At 66.5% G+C, this 13,537-nt stretch carries 16 protein-coding genes and 1 tRNA gene; 14 read left to right on the forward strand and 3 right to left on the reverse strand.

What is annotated here, in order from left to right; translation table 11 throughout:
• The first annotated feature begins 75 nt into the window (after window positions 1-75).
• From phaR to QFZ41_RS01925, 14 genes are all read left to right on the forward strand, one after another.
• Window positions 76-576: a polyhydroxyalkanoate synthesis repressor PhaR gene (phaR, locus tag QFZ41_RS01860; RefSeq protein ID WP_371024070.1), complete on the forward strand. Its 501-nt coding sequence runs from the start codon at window positions 76-78 to the stop codon at window positions 574-576.
• 88 nt (window positions 577-664) lie between these two features.
• The gene (locus tag QFZ41_RS01865) at window positions 665-2,044 is read left to right on the forward strand and encodes an FAD-dependent oxidoreductase (protein WP_429197202.1); all 1,380 of its coding nucleotides are present in this window, start codon (window positions 665-667) and stop codon (window positions 2,042-2,044) included.
• Between the two features lie 152 nt (window positions 2,045-2,196).
• Window positions 2,197-2,832, forward strand: a complete 636-nt coding sequence (gene ccmA / locus QFZ41_RS01870) for a cytochrome c biogenesis heme-transporting ATPase CcmA (RefSeq protein WP_429197203.1) — start codon at window positions 2,197-2,199, stop codon at window positions 2,830-2,832.
• Window positions 2,829-3,515, forward strand: coding sequence for a heme exporter protein CcmB (gene ccmB / locus QFZ41_RS01875; protein ID WP_429197204.1), 687 nt, complete (start codon window positions 2,829-2,831; stop codon window positions 3,513-3,515). Before ccmA ends, ccmB begins: the two co-directional genes overlap by 4 nt.
• A gap of 66 nt (window positions 3,516-3,581) precedes the next feature.
• On the forward strand, window positions 3,582-4,349 hold the full coding sequence (locus QFZ41_RS01880; protein ID WP_429197205.1) for a heme ABC transporter permease: 768 nt from the start codon (window positions 3,582-3,584) through the stop codon (window positions 4,347-4,349).
• Window positions 4,346-4,546, forward strand: a complete 201-nt coding sequence (ccmD, locus tag QFZ41_RS01885; protein ID WP_306846465.1) for a heme exporter protein CcmD — start codon at window positions 4,346-4,348, stop codon at window positions 4,544-4,546. The genes QFZ41_RS01880 and ccmD overlap by 4 nt, the downstream gene beginning before the upstream one ends.
• Window positions 4,530-4,991: a cytochrome c maturation protein CcmE gene (gene ccmE / locus QFZ41_RS01890; protein ID WP_426284851.1), complete on the forward strand. Its 462-nt coding sequence runs from the start codon at window positions 4,530-4,532 to the stop codon at window positions 4,989-4,991. The genes ccmD and ccmE overlap by 17 nt, the downstream gene beginning before the upstream one ends.
• On the forward strand, window positions 4,988-6,955 hold the full coding sequence (locus tag QFZ41_RS01895) for a heme lyase CcmF/NrfE family subunit (protein ID WP_429197206.1): 1,968 nt from the start codon (window positions 4,988-4,990) through the stop codon (window positions 6,953-6,955). The genes ccmE and QFZ41_RS01895 overlap by 4 nt, the downstream gene beginning before the upstream one ends.
• Window positions 6,952-7,494, forward strand: a complete 543-nt coding sequence (locus QFZ41_RS01900; protein WP_429197207.1) for a DsbE family thiol:disulfide interchange protein — start codon at window positions 6,952-6,954, stop codon at window positions 7,492-7,494. The genes QFZ41_RS01895 and QFZ41_RS01900 overlap by 4 nt, the downstream gene beginning before the upstream one ends.
• Window positions 7,491-7,934 carry a cytochrome c-type biogenesis protein gene (locus QFZ41_RS01905; protein WP_429197208.1) on the forward strand — a complete coding sequence of 148 codons (444 nt, stop codon included), beginning with the start codon at window positions 7,491-7,493 and terminating at the stop codon, window positions 7,932-7,934. The genes QFZ41_RS01900 and QFZ41_RS01905 overlap by 4 nt, the downstream gene beginning before the upstream one ends.
• Window positions 7,931-8,599, forward strand: coding sequence for a tetratricopeptide repeat protein (locus QFZ41_RS01910; RefSeq protein WP_429197209.1), 669 nt, complete (start codon window positions 7,931-7,933; stop codon window positions 8,597-8,599). The genes QFZ41_RS01905 and QFZ41_RS01910 overlap by 4 nt, the downstream gene beginning before the upstream one ends.
• Before the next feature lie 242 nt (window positions 8,600-8,841).
• Window positions 8,842-9,948 (forward strand): homoserine O-acetyltransferase MetX, encoded by a 1,107-nt coding sequence (metX, locus tag QFZ41_RS01915; protein WP_429197210.1) that lies wholly within the window; start codon window positions 8,842-8,844, stop codon window positions 9,946-9,948.
• Between the two features lie 49 nt (window positions 9,949-9,997).
• Entirely contained in the window at window positions 9,998-10,576 is a 579-nt protein-coding gene (locus QFZ41_RS01920) for a cysteine dioxygenase (protein ID WP_429197211.1), read from the forward strand.
• Between the two features lie 21 nt (window positions 10,577-10,597).
• Window positions 10,598-10,682, forward strand: a tRNA-Leu gene (locus QFZ41_RS01925).
• Window positions 10,683-10,804: 122 nt separating this feature from the next.
• Here the strand turns inward: QFZ41_RS01925 and QFZ41_RS01930 are convergent.
• Genes QFZ41_RS01930 through QFZ41_RS01940 form a run of 3 tightly spaced genes read right to left on the reverse strand, consistent with a single transcriptional unit; the run spans window position 10,805 to window position 13,414 of the window.
• Window positions 10,805-11,530, reverse strand: coding sequence for a DUF72 domain-containing protein (locus QFZ41_RS01930; RefSeq protein WP_429197212.1), 726 nt, complete (start codon window positions 11,528-11,530; stop codon window positions 10,805-10,807).
• 17 nt (window positions 11,531-11,547) lie between these two features.
• Entirely contained in the window at window positions 11,548-11,916 is a 369-nt protein-coding gene (locus QFZ41_RS01935; protein WP_429197213.1) for a response regulator, read from the reverse strand.
• Entirely contained in the window at window positions 11,909-13,414 is a 1,506-nt protein-coding gene (locus tag QFZ41_RS01940; RefSeq protein ID WP_429197214.1) for an HWE histidine kinase domain-containing protein, read from the reverse strand. Before QFZ41_RS01940 ends, QFZ41_RS01935 begins: the two co-directional genes overlap by 8 nt.
• Window positions 13,415-13,537: the final 123 nt, after the last annotated feature.

The raw sequence follows: 13,537 nt of genomic DNA on the forward strand, positions 1-13,537 counted from the left end.
ATGTGAAATCCGTAAACGATTACGGCCAGTCACCGCAACTGGTGCGGCGCAATACCTCGTGGTAGCTTTCGCCGCATGGCACAAACCCTACGCATCATCAAGAAGTATCCGAACCGTCGTCTCTACGATACGGAAATCTCGAGCTATATCACGCTGGAGGAAGTCCGCCAGCTGGTGCTCGACGGGGAAACTTTCGAGGTCCGCGACGCCAAGTCCGGTGAAGACCTGACCCGTTCCGTGTTGCTGCAGATCATCGCGGAACACGAGGAGCACGGCCAGCCCATGCTGTCGCCGCAGTTGCTCTCCCACATCATCCGCTTCTACGGCGACTCCCTGCAGGGCTTCATGGGGCCGTACCTGGAGCGGAGCCTGCAAGTCTTCCTCGACCAGCAGCAACAGTTCCGCAACCAGCTCAACAGCCTGATGGGCCAGACGCCGTGGTCCATGCTGAATGAGATGACCGAGCGCAACCTCGACGTCTGGAAGTCGATGCAGCGCGGCTTCCTCGACGCCGCGACGGCCAAGCCGGCCGAGCCGGTCCGGCCCGCGACCCGCACGGGCAAGAAACCCAGCTAAGAGCCCCGCCGCCGCGGGCTTGCCCCCGGCGGCGCTGCGGCGCACGATGCGCTGCCCCGCAATATCTCGCGCCCGGATGCAGGCCTCCATGCCCCGTAACGACATCGCCGTGGTCGGCGCCGGACTGGTCGGCGCCCTGGTCGCCACCCTGCTCACCCAGCGCGGTTTCCGCGTCACCGTCTACGAAAAACGCTCCGATCCTCGCCAGGCGGGCTTCCAGGGCGGCCGGTCGATCAACCTCGCCCTGGCCGAACGCGGCCTGCATGCCTTGCGCGCCACCGGTCTCGCCGACCGCGTGCTCGAGCAGGCAGTGATGATGCGCGGGCGCATGGTCCACGATCCCGCCGGCCATAGCGGCCTGCAACGCTATGGCGTGGACGATTCCGAAGTGATCTGGTCGGTGTCGCGTGGTGGCCTCAACACGCTGATGCTCGACGCCGCCGAGGCGGCCGGTGCCACGGTGCACTTCGACCAGGGCCTGGCGGGCGCGGACCTCGATGCGGGAACCCTCTCGTTGCGCGACGCCCAGGGCGTGGAACGTACGGTCGAGGCGCCCATCGTCATCGGCGCGGACGGCGCCGGTTCCGCGCTGCGCGCGGCCATGCACCTGCATTCGCCCCTGGGCGAGCGCGTGGAGGAACTCGGCCACGGCTATAAGGAACTGGAGATCCCGCCCGGAAGCGATCCCGCCGCACCGTTCGCGATCGAGCGCAACGCGTTGCACATATGGCCGCGTGGGCACTACATGTGCATCGCCTTGCCGAATCGCGAAGGCAGCTTCACCGTCACCCTGTTCCTGCCCAACGACGGCGAGCATCCCAGCTTCCGCACCATCGCCGGCGCGGGCGCCGCGGAGGCGTTCTTCCGCGCCGATTTCCCCGATGCGCTTGCCCTCATGCCCGAGTTCGCCGCCGATTGGTCGGCGCATCCCGTGGGTACCCTCGGCACGCTCTACCTCGACCGCTGGCATGTCGGCGGCCGCGCCCTGCTGATCGGCGACGCCGCGCATGCGATCGTGCCTTTCCATGGGCAGGGCATGAATTGCGGCTTTGAGGACGCGGCGGAACTGGCGGACCTGTTCGCCGCGCAGCCGGGTGACGCCGCGGCCGTGTTCGCGGAGTTCGAGCGCCGGCGCAAGCCCAATGCCGACGCCATCGCGCAGATGGCGTTGGAAAACTACGTGGAAATGCGCGATTCGGTCGCCGATCCGCATTACCTGCGAAAGCGCGAGCTTGGGGCGCTGCTGGCGGAGCGTTCGCCCACGCATTACCTGCCGCGTTATCGCATGGTCACCTTTACCCACCTTCCGTATGCGTATGCGCTGGAGCGCGGGCGTGCGCAGGACGTGCTGGTGGAGCAGTTGCTTCGGGGGCATGAGGCGGTGGATTCGGTGGACATGGACGCCGCCGTGCGGGCGCTGGAGGCGACGCTGCCGCCGTTGCCGAGGCAGGCGTTCGAACGGGGGTGAGATCCGGCTCCGCAGGAATCGCCGACAGGGTCGGCTCCCACCGAGCGCGCTCCGACCTGCCAGGCGCGCGTCGATCTGGTGGGAGCCGACCCTGTCGGCGATGGGCATGCCGATACATGGACATCCGCGCGGCGGCCCGCAACAATCGTGGGATGACCGCCGCCACCGAACCCCCGATCCTGCTCGAAGCCCGCGCGCTCGGCTTCCTGCGCCAGGACGAGCCGGTGTTCGGGCCATTGGATTTCGCGCTGCATGCGGGCGAGATCGCCCTGGTCGAAGGCGACAACGGCAGTGGCAAGACCACCCTCATGCGCGTGCTCACGGGCATGCTGCGGCCGGGCGAAGGCGAGGTACGCCTCGACGGTGCCACCTTCTCGCTCGACACCATGGCAGGCATGGTCGTGTTCCTGGGCCATCACCTCGGACTCAAGTTCGACCTGTCGCCACGCGAGAACCTGGCCGTGAGCGCCGGCCTCTATGGCCTGCGCGAGGGTGCGGACGCGGACGCCGCGTTGGCCGAGGTCGGCCTGGCCGGCTTCGAGGACGAGCCCGTGCGGCGGCTTTCCGCAGGACAAAAGAAACGCGCCGCGCTGGCCCGGCTCCTGCTCGTGCCCGCACGCATCTGGCTGCTCGACGAGCCGTATGCGAACCTCGACCGCGAAGGCATCGCCTTGGTCAATCGCCTGCTCGAGCGCCACACCGCGCGCGGCGGCGCGGCTCTGGTGACCAGCCACGGCGCGGTCAGCTTCGCCGGTGGCGAACCCCGACGCATCCGGCTGCACGCGTGAGGCCCGGCAGCACGCCCGCCGCGTGCGCAGCCCTGCTGCGGCGCGACCTCACCCTGGCCTGGCGCCGCCGCGGCGATATTGCCCTGCCCGTGCTGTACGCCGTGATCGTCGCCACCCTGTTCCCGTTCGCGCTGGGCCCCGACCCGGCCCTGCTGTCGCGGATCGCCGGGGGTGTCGTGTTTGTCACCGTGCTGCTCGCCATTCTGCTCTCGCTCGACCAGCTGTTCCGCGCCGACATCGAGGATGGTTCGATGGAGCAGCTGATGCTCGCGCCGCAGCCGCTGGCCCTGCTGGTGGCCATGAAGATCCTCGCGCACTGGATCACCTCCGCCCTGCCCCTGATCGTGGTGGCGCCGCTGCTGGCGGGCATGCTCAAGCTGCCGGCGGAGGCCATGCCCGTGCTGATCGCCGCGTTGTCGCTCGCCACGCCGCTGCTGAGCCTCATGGGCGCGGTGCTGGTCGCCCTGACGGCGGGAACGAGGCGCTCTGGTATGCTTCTGGCGCTCATGTTGCTGCCGTTGTGCGTGCCGGTCGTGATCTTCGCCGCCGGAGCCGTGGCCGCCGCGCAGGAAGGGCTGCCGTGGATCGCGCCGATCGCCTGGCTGGGAGCGGGGCTCGCCCTGGCGCTCGTCCTCGCGCCGCTGGCCTGCGCCGCCGCGCTACGCATCGCCATGGACACATGAACGCACGCAACCACACGGTCCCATCGGGGGACTCACGGTGCTTGAACGAACCTGCGACGAGGATCGATGGCTAACTGGGTTCCGCTCTGGCTTCACCGCCTCGGCTCGCCGCCGGTGTTCTACCGCTTTGCCGGGGCCGTGCGCCCGTGGGCGCTCGGTCTCGCGCTGGTGCTGGGCGCGGTCGCGTTGTATGGCGGCTTGTTCATCGCGCCGGCGGATTACCAGCAAGGCGACGCCTACCGCATCATCTTCATCCACGTGCCCAGCGCGTGGATGAGCCTGTTCATCTACGGCGCGATGGCCGTGGCCGCCTTCATCGGTCTGGTTTGGCGGATCAAGATCGCCGAAACGGTGGCGATGGAATCCGCTCCCATCGGCGCCGCCTTCACCTTCATCACCCTTGTCACCGGCTCGCTCTGGGGCAAGCCGATGTGGGGTACGTGGTGGACCTGGGATGCGCGCCTCACCTCCGAACTGGTGTTGCTCTTCATCTACCTGGGCGTGATCGGCCTCTACCACTCGTTCGAGGATCGCCGCCAGGGGGCCCGCGCGGCGTCCTTTCTCGTTCTGGTGGGCGCGGTCAACGTGCCCATCGTGCATTTCTCGGTGAACTGGTGGAACACGCTGCACCAGGGCTCGACGGTGCGCCTGCTCGGACCGTCGCACATCGAGGCGAGCATGCTCTGGCCGCTGTTGACCATGATGGCCGCCACCAAGCTCTATTACATCGCCAGCCTGTTCGCCCGCGTGCGCGCCGATCTCGTCGCCTCCGAAGGCGGCAAGGGCTGGGTGCGCGACCTGCTGGCCAGCCGCGCGGGGAACGATCCCGCATGAGCCACGCCTTCGCCATGGGCGACTACGGTTTCTATGTCTGGTCCGCCGTCGCCGTCTTCTTCATCGTCCTCTTGATCGACACGCTGGCCCCGTTGGCCCGGCGCCGCCGCAACCTGCGCGAACTTCGCGCACGGCTCGCGCGCCAGGAAAACCGTCGCCGGCCGGGAACCCCTCCAAGCAATGAATCCGACGCGTAAACGCCGCCTCGCCATCGTGATCTCGGTCGTCGCCGCCGCCGCCGTGGCGGTGGGCCTGACCGTGTTCGCCCTGCAGCGGAACATGAATTACCTGTTCACCCCCAGCCAGGTACAGGAAGGCCAGGCGACGCAGTACGCCACCTTCCGCCTCGGCGGCATGGTGAAGTCCGGCTCGATCCAGCGCGCGGCCGACACCTTGAAGGTGAGCTTCATCGTCGTCGACGACGGTGGCGCCATGCCCGTGGAATACACCGGCATCCTCCCGGACCTGTTCCGCGACAACCAGTCCGTGATCGCCACCGGGCGCATGGACAGCGGCCGCTTCATCGCCAGCGAAGTGCTCGCCAAGCACGACGAGAACTACATGCCGAAGGAACTCAAGGACGCCATGGCCAAGGCGCACGAGAACCGCAAGATCGACGACAAGAAGGACATGCCGCGGTGATCCCCGAACTCGGCCAGTTCGCGCTCGCGCTGGCGTTGCTGCTCGCCCTCGTGCAGGGCGTGTTGCCGATCCTCGGCGCGTGGCGCGGCAACGCGGCCCTGATCGCCGTGGCGCGTCCGGCGGCCGCGGGCCAGGGTATCTTCGTGTTCGCGGCGATGGCGATCCTCATCCATGCCTTCCTGCACTACGACTTCTCGGTGGCCTACGTCGCCGACAACTCGAACCTCGCCCTGCCCTGGTACTACCGCATCACCGCGGTATGGGGCGCGCACGAAGGATCGATGTTGCTGTGGGTCTTCATCCTCAACATCTGGTCGGTCGCGCTGGCCGCATTCAGCCGGCACCTGCCGCCCGCCTTCGTCGCGCGCGTGCTCGGCGTGCTGGGCCTGATCGGCGTCGGCTTCCTCGCCTTCATCCTGTTCACCTCCAACCCCTTCGTGCGCGAACTGCCGATGCCCGCGGATGGCGGTGACCTGAATCCCGTGCTGCAGGACCCGGGCATGACCTTCCATCCGCCCGTGCTGTACATGGGCTATGTGGGCTTCTCGGTCGCCTTCGCCTTCTCGATCGCCGCCCTGCTCGGCGGCGGCATGGAGCAGGCGTGGGTGCGCTGGGCACGGCCGTGGACGAACGTGGCCTGGGCCTTCCTGACCCTCGGCATCGTCGCCGGCAGCTGGTGGGCGTATGCGGAACTGGGCTGGGGCGGCTGGTGGTTCTGGGATCCCGTGGAGAACGCGTCGTTCATGCCCTGGCTGGTCGGCGTCGCGTTGATCCATGCGCAGGCGGTGACGGAAAAACGCGGATCGCTTCCCGCGTGGACGGTGCTGCTCTCGTTGTTCGCCTTCTCGCTGTCGTTGCTGGGCACGTTTCTCGTCCGTTCCGGCGTGCTCACCTCGGTGCATGCGTTCGCATCCGATCCCCGGCGCGGCCTCTACATCCTGGGTTTCCTGATCGTCGTGATCGGCGGATCGCTCCTGCTGTACGCCATCCGCGCGCCCAAGGTCGCCACGGGCAAGCCCTTCGCGCCGCTGTCGCGCGAAACCGGTGTCATGGTCGCCAACCTGTTGTTCACGACGGCGGCGGCGATGGTCTTGCTCGGCACGCTGTTCCCGTTGATCGGCGACGCGTTGAACCTGGGTCGTATCTCGGTGGGGCCACCCTACTTCGGTTTCCTGTTCGTGATGCTGATGGCGCCCGCGGTGCTCTTGCTTCCGTTCGGCCCGTACCTGCGCTGGGGCCGAGCCGAAGGACGGCAACTCACGGCCATGGCGTTGCGCGCCGGTGTCGCCGCGCTCATCTGCGCGATCGCCGCCGCTTTCTTCGCGCAAGGCCATCTGCGCGCGGTCGCCGGCGTGGCCGGCGCGGTGTGGGTCGGCGCGGGCACGCTGTCCTACATCGTCAAGCGCTGGCGCGAGATGCCGCGAGGCCGACGTTATCCCGCCGAAATGGCCGGCATGCTGGTCGCGCACACGGGCGTCGCGATCTTCGTGATCGGCGTGATGCTTTCCGAATCGCTCAGCGTGGAGCGCGACGTGCGCCTCGCGCCCGGCCAGTCCGAATCCATCGGCGGTTATGACTTCCGCTTCGACGGCGTAGAGGAAACCGAAGGCCCGAACTGGCGCGCGGACGAAGGCATCGTCACGATCCTTCGCGACGGCGCCACGGTGGGCACGATGCACCCGCAGAAGCGCACCTATTCACGCGGCCAGGTACAGACCGAGTCGGCCATCGACGCCGGCCTGTTCCGCGACATCTACGTGGCGCTGGGCGAACCGATGGACGCGAACGACGTGCAGGGTGCGTGGGCCTTGCGCCTGTACCACAAGCCTTTCGTGCGCTGGATATGGCTCGGCGGCCTGTTCATGATGGCCGGTGGGTTCCTCGCCGCCTGCGAGCGCCGCTTCCGGGCGAAGAAGATCGTCGCCGCCGACGACAAGCTCAAGGCGGAGGCGACGCCGGCATGAGCCGCCTGCTTCCCCTGATCGGCTTCCTCCTGCTGGTGGGCCTGTTCGGCTTCGGCATTTGGTGGAATACGCAGCACGACCAGCGCGAGATCGCCTCGCCGCTGATCGACAAGCCCGCGCCCGCGTTCGCGCTGCCGGTGCTCGGGGAACCGTCGCGCACCGTGGACAAGACGTCGCTGCTCGGCAAGCCGTATTTCCTCAATGTGTTCGCCAGTTGGTGCATCGAGTGCGTGCACGAACACCCGATGCTGATGACGGACATGAAGCAGCTCGGCCTGCCCATCGTCGGCTTCAACTACAAGGACGAGCCGGAAGCAGCCACGGCGTGGCTGTCCGAGCACGGCAATCCCTTCGATGTGATCGTCGCCGACCGCGACGGACGCGCCGGCATCGATTTCGGCGTGTACGCGGCGCCGGAAACCTTCCTGATCGATGCGAAGGGCGTGATCCGCTACAAGCGTATCGGTCCGATCACCCCCGAGGTGATCGAGAAGGAAATTCGTCCCGCTCTCGTCGCACTGGCGAAGGAAACGCCGTGATCCGCCGCGCCCTTCTCTGGCTGGTGCTTTGCGTGCTGCCCGTCGTGGCCTGCGCGCAGGCCATCCAACCGCTGCCGTTCCACGACCGTGCGGAAGAGGTGCGTTTCCAGAAGCTGACCTCCGAACTGCGCTGCCCGATGTGCCAGAACGAAACACTGGCCGACTCCAACGCGCCGATCGCACACGACCTGCGCCGGCAGGTGTTCGAGATGATCCAGGCGGGCAAGAGCGACGACGAGATCAAGACCTACCTCGTCGACCGCTACTCGCAGTTCGTGCTGTACAAGCCGCCCGTCGAGCCGTCCACCTGGCTGCTCTGGTTCGGCCCGCTCGCCCTGCTCGCCGCCGGCGCCATCGTCGTCGCCGTGCAGGTGCGCCGCCGCGCACGACAGAATCCCACCGTCGGCACGCCGGCCAACGACACCGAGGACGACTGGTGACACTCGCGTTCTATCTCGTCGCCGCGGCGATGCTCGCCCTCGCGCTCGCCTTGCTGCTCGTTCCGCTCGTTCGTCAGGGGCGCCTTCATGGCCGTCCGCGCGGCGTGTTCGCATGGGTGGTGGCGATCGCCGTACTCCTGCCGCTGGGCAGTGCAGGCCTCTATCTGCTCGTCGGTACGCCGTCGACCCTCGGTGGTGTCGAGCCGGCGAAGGAAATGACCGTCGGCGAGGCCATCGACAGCCTGCTCGCGCGCCTGAAGGAACATCCCGACGATGCACAAGGCTGGGTCCTTCTCGGCCAGACCTACAGCATGCTCAAGCAAGCGCCCGATGCGCGCGACGCCTACGACCGCGCCTTGAAAGCCGATCCGAAGAACGTCGCCGCGATGGTCGGCTGGGCCGAGGCCGATTCGCTGGTGCGGCCGGATCACCGCATCGAAGGCCGTGCCATGGATCTGCTCACCGGTGCGCTGGCCCTCGAACCGCAGAGTCAGCGGGCCTTGTGGCTGCTCGGCATCGCGCAATTCCAGCAAGAGCGTTACACCGACGCCGCGGCCACCTGGCGCAAGCTGCAACCGCTGCTCGACCCGGATTCCAACGTGGCCCACGCCGTGGCCCAGCAAATCGCCCTTGCGGACAAGCGCGCCGCGAACAAGCCCATGTAACGAACAGCCAGGAAAGAGTGCGGGAGTTGCCGCACCCGGGTGGGAAGTGGGCTGGCCCGCGAACCCTCGACCTCTCCGCTGGCGAAGGAAGGCTTGCGGTGATCGAGCGAGGCTTTCCACCGCTCGCTCGATGCCATGCATCGCCTCGTTCGCTCGTCCCAGGGTGACGGATCGCGGGCCAGCCCGCTTCCCACCCGAGCAACGGGCATTCAATAATACTGTTTCGGACCAAGATCGAGTTCATGGCAGACGCTCGCAAATACCACGATCTGACGTCCCCGTTCCGCATGAAGCGCGGCGGGGAACTGCACGGCGCGCGCGTGGCGTTCGAGACCTGGGGCACGCTCGCGGCCGGGCGTGACAACGCCATCCTGATCCTCACCGGCCTGTCGCCCAGCGCGCACGCGGCGGCCAACGCCGAGGACCCCAGCCCCGGCTGGTGGGACGACATGATCGGCCCGGGCCGCGCCTTCGATACCGATCGATACTTCGTCATCTGCGTCAACTCGCTCGGCAGCGACAAGGGCTCCACCTGCGCTGCCTCCATCGATCCGGCCACCGGCGAACCGTACCGCCTGACCTTCCCGGAACTCTCGCTGGAGGACGTGGCCAACGCCGCTTACGAAGCCGTCACCGCGCTGGGTATCGCACAGCTGGCCTGCCTCGTCGGTTGCTCCATGGGCGGCATGAGCGCGCTGGCCTACATGCTGCTGCACCCGGGTTCCACGCGAACCCACATCAGCGTCGACACCGCGCCGCAGGCGCAACCGTTCGCCATCGCCATCCGCTCGCTGCAGCGCGAGGCGATCCGCCTCGACCCGCACTGGAACGAGGGCCGATACGGAGGCGACGAATGGCCGGAACACGGCATGAGCATCGCGCGCAAGCTGGGTGTCATCACCTACCGGTCGGCCATGGAATGGAACGGCCGTTTCGCCCGCATCCGGCTCGACCCGGAACAGCGTGACGACAGCGAGCCGTTCGGCTTCGAGTTCCAGGTGGAGTCCTACCTGGAAGGCCATGCCCGGCGCTTCAACCGCCAGTTCGATCCGAACAGTTATCTCTACCTGTCGCGCGCCAGCGACTGGTTCGACATGGCTGAATACGGCGAGGGCGACGTGATGCGCGGCCTGGCCCGGATCCACGTCGAACGCGCTCTGGTGATCGGCGTGAGCACCGATATCCTGTTCCCGCTGGAGCAGCAGGAAACCATCGCCAAGGGCCTGGAGGCGGCCGGCGCCCAGGTCGAGTTCGTGGCACTGGACTCGCCTCAGGGCCACGACGCCTTCCTGGTGGACATCGAGAACTACAGCCGGGCGATTGGGGGCTTCCTCCGCTCCCTGCTATGATCGGCGGCGACCGGCGTCCCCACGCCACCGCATCCAGAGGTTCAAGCCCATGATCACGGTCGACTTTCCGGGCAGCCGCAAGCTCATCGACGCCATCGACGCCTCGGTCACCCAGCCGAGCACCCCGGCGATCACCGACACCCTGCGCAACGCGCTGTGCCGGTTGATCCGCTCGCAGGAGGTGCAGCTACCCCAGTGCGTCTTCGAGACCGCCGGCGACCACTACGCGCGCCGCGAGCTCTACCGCAGCGAGGAACACGGCTACAGCGTCGTCGCCATGACCTGGGGCCCCGGCCAGGGCACCCTGATCCACGACCATAGCGGCATGTGGTGCGTCGAGGGCGTCTGGAACGGGGCACTAGAGATCGTCCAGTACGAGCTGCTCGACCACGACGCCCAGCGTTACCACTTCCGCCCCGTCGGCTCGATTCAGGCCGGGCCCGGTTCCGCCGGCAGCCTGATCCCCCCGCACGAGTACCACACCATTCGCAATCCCAGCGAGGATTCGGTGGCCGTCAGCCTGCACATCTACTCGGGCCGCATGACCCAGTGCGCCGTGTTCAACCCCCAGGGCGACGACTGGTACCTGCGCGACGAACGCCAGCTGGGCCTCGACCGCGTCCACTGATTCCCGCATAATCGCGTCCATGCCCGAGTGGTGGAATTGGTAGACGCAGAGGACTCAAAATCCTCCGCCGCAAGGCTTGTCGGTTCGAGTCCGACCTCGGGCACCAATTCAAAGCCGCCTTTTTCGAAAGGCGGCTTTTCATTTGCGCGTTGCATGCTGTTCGGCCGCCGAACAGACCGCCTACCTCCCTCCCTGGTCGACTTCAGATCTCGGCAACAGGCAGCGAAGCTAAGCCAACCGCTCCAGCAACGTCATAGCGTTGGGTACCGCCGCCCCCCGTGCGGTATTGTCGAAGATGCACCATACGTCCCTCTTCTCCGCGTGTGCACGGCGTATCTGCGCCGCAACACCTTCGAGGAATGCGTCGTCGTAGGCAGAATAATAGACATGGGGCGTGCCGTGCAGGCGCAGATAGAAAAGCGCTGGATCGCCTGGACAATCGGCACCGGCGACAGGCGGCGGATCCGCCTCCACGCAGGCAATGCCCGCCTCCTTCAGGATGGAGCTGCCCAAGGGAGTGAACCAGGTCGCATGTCGCGGTTCGCAAGCGATGGGTACCTGCGTGCACCGGCGCAGCAATGAGAAGAAGGCCGTGGCGTCCCGTTCGTCGAGCGCCAGGCTCGGCGGCAGTTGAACGAGGATGCAGCCCAGCGTACTCCCAAGCGACGCAATCTCATCGAGGAAGCCGCGTACGGGCTTTTCGCACCGTCGCAGTCTCAAGTCGTGGGTGACGGTGCGCGGCATCTTGACGCTGAAGCGAAACGTCTTGGGCACGCTCCCGGCCCAGCGCAGATAGGTCTTCGGCTTGTGCGACCGATAGAAGGACGAGTTGATTTCCACGCACGGGAACACTTGCGCGTAACGTTGCAGGTGGCTGCCTTCCGTAGGAAACAGGCTGGCTACGTTCGACGGAAGCGACCAGCCGGCACACCCGATGCGTATGCTGGATTGCATGACTGCGGTTGCGACTATCAGCAGGGTTGTTGCAAGGCCAGACGGAGCGCCTGTTTCAGATCCGCCATGGCGAACGGCTTGCTCAGGACGGCGCAGTCCTTGAAGACATCGGGAACGCCCATGCGCCCATAGCCCGTGCTGAAGACGAATGGCAACCGGCGACGTCGCAGCACTTCGGCAACGGGGAATACCAATCCTCCCACGATGTTCACATCGAGCACCGCCAGATCGAAGGACTCACTTTCGGCGATTTCCAGAGCCTTGCTCAGCGAGCCCACGGATGCGACGACCTCGCAGCCCAGCTCTTCGAGCATCGCCTCGATGAGCAGCGCCACGCCCCCTTCATCTTCGACCACCAGGGCTCGAAGGCCGATCAACTCAACCATTCAGCGCCTCTCCTCGCAAAGGAATGCTTATGTGGCAATACAGTCCACCTGGCTCGAAGATCAGGTCAAGTTTGCCGTTCAGGTCGCGCTCGACACAGCGCTCCATAAGCCGCGAGCCAAATCCTCGCCGTGTTGGCGCCTGCACCGGCGGCCCGCCCCGTTCCTGCCAGATGAGCTCTACCATCGCCGGGTCCGCATCCTCCCGCACTTGCCAGCTCAACGCCAGTTCCCCGGCCTCGGAAGATAAGGCGCCGTATTTTGCGGCATTGGTCGCGAGTTCACCCAACGCCATCGTCAGGCTGAGCGCCTCTTTCGGGTTCAGCTTGACCACCGGGCCCTGGATGTGAACCCTCTTTTCCGCATCCGGCATGGGCGCCAGGATCTCCCGCGCCAGGAAGTCGAGCGGAGCGTTCTCCCAATGCCGTGTTGTCAGGAGATCGTGTGCGCGGGCCAGTGCGATCAGCCGCGATTCGTACCGCTGGCTGAAATCCTGCAGGTCGTCCGAGTGGCGAACCGTCTGCATCGCCAGTGACTGGACGATCGCCAGGGTATTCTTCACCCGGTGGTTCAATTCGTCGATCAGCGTTTTCTGCCGGTTTTCTGCCCGCTTGCGCTCGCCGATGTCCACGAGCATGTTGATCGCGCCAATCAGCTTGCCACTGGCGTCGTGCAGTGGCGTGGGGTACGGCGTGAACGGCACGAACGTCCCATCCGGACGTTCCGCCATGGCTTCAACGCCCCGCACAGGCCGGTTTTCCTTCAGCGCCACCGCCATCGGGCACTGGTCATGAGGCAAGGGCACTCCGTCGGAGGTATAGAGCCGCCACGTGACGCACCATTCGTCGCCCAGCTGCGGCGTACGGCCAGCCATCTCGATGCAGGCCTTGTTGAAGAACGTGATCCGTCCGTTCGCATCCGTCGTGTAGACGGCAGCCGGCAGGGCCTCCAACAGGTCCCGCATATGCTGCTCGCTGTTCCGGCGGGCGAGCTCGGCTTCATGCAGATGCGTGACCGGCGCATCTGCGTGGAATCCGGCTACATGGCGACCGACATAGTCCTCGGCCGCCTTTCGGGTCGAGATGTCCTGAAAGCAGTTGATTGCGCCTTGCACGGCGCCATGACGGTCTTTCAGGGCCCGGATATTGACCAGGGCCGTGAAGCGGGAGCCGTCGGGGCGTTCCATGATGACCTCGGCGTTCCTCGTCGCGGTGCCCACGCGTATCGCATCGGCCATCGGGCATTCGTCAGGCCGCAGTGGCGTGCCGTCGAGCAGGAACAGGCGGTGCGAACCGCAAAAGCGTTCATTCGTACCGTCCAGATTGGGAGTGCGACCCCAGAGACCGGCGGCCTCGGCATTGAAGGAAAGGAGCCAGCCTTCGCTGTCGCATAGGTAGACGGCACCTGGAATGGCCTCCAGCACCTCGGGACCGGCTGCGACAAGCGCTTCGAACTCGGTCAGCGCACGCTGACCGATGGGGAATTTCTCGACGTTCGACATGGCTTTGATGCCTTTCCGTGCTACTCGACGGGTGCTCTAACGCTCCGCACCCAGCCAGAGCGAACGGTCGATGATGAAGTATCGCCTGGCGCCCTGCGGCCGCCGCCTGCTTCGTCCGAGTCC

Origin of the sequence: Luteibacter sp. W1I16 (assembly GCF_050434905.1) — a bacterium.
GTDB lineage: Bacteria > Pseudomonadota > Gammaproteobacteria > Xanthomonadales > Rhodanobacteraceae > Luteibacter.

Excerpts from the sequence above, each read along its gene's own strand:
- QFZ41_RS01865 (WP_429197202.1), top strand. The coding sequence starts at position 665 with ATGCCCCGTAACGACATCGCCGTGGTCGGCGCCGGACTGGTCGGCGCC.
- ccmE (WP_426284851.1), top strand. The coding sequence starts at position 4,530 with ATGAATCCGACGCGTAAACGCCGCCTCGCCATCGTGATCTCGGTCGTC.
- ccmD (WP_306846465.1), top strand. The coding sequence starts at position 4,346 with ATGAGCCACGCCTTCGCCATGGGCGACTACGGTTTCTATGTCTGGTCC.
- QFZ41_RS01900 (WP_429197207.1), top strand. The coding sequence starts at position 6,952 with ATGAGCCGCCTGCTTCCCCTGATCGGCTTCCTCCTGCTGGTGGGCCTG.
- metX (WP_429197210.1), top strand. The coding sequence starts at position 8,842 with ATGGCAGACGCTCGCAAATACCACGATCTGACGTCCCCGTTCCGCATG.
- QFZ41_RS01920 (WP_429197211.1), top strand. The coding sequence starts at position 9,998 with ATGATCACGGTCGACTTTCCGGGCAGCCGCAAGCTCATCGACGCCATC.
- ccmA (WP_429197203.1), top strand. The coding sequence starts at position 2,197 with ATGACCGCCGCCACCGAACCCCCGATCCTGCTCGAAGCCCGCGCGCTC.
- QFZ41_RS01940 (WP_429197214.1), bottom strand. The coding sequence starts at position 13,414 with ATGTCGAACGTCGAGAAATTCCCCATCGGTCAGCGTGCGCTGACCGAG.
- QFZ41_RS01935 (WP_429197213.1), bottom strand. The coding sequence starts at position 11,916 with ATGGTTGAGTTGATCGGCCTTCGAGCCCTGGTGGTCGAAGATGAAGGG.
- phaR (WP_371024070.1), top strand. The coding sequence starts at position 76 with ATGGCACAAACCCTACGCATCATCAAGAAGTATCCGAACCGTCGTCTC.
- QFZ41_RS01880 (WP_429197205.1), top strand. The coding sequence starts at position 3,582 with ATGGCTAACTGGGTTCCGCTCTGGCTTCACCGCCTCGGCTCGCCGCCG.
- QFZ41_RS01930 (WP_429197212.1), bottom strand. The coding sequence starts at position 11,530 with ATGCAATCCAGCATACGCATCGGGTGTGCCGGCTGGTCGCTTCCGTCG.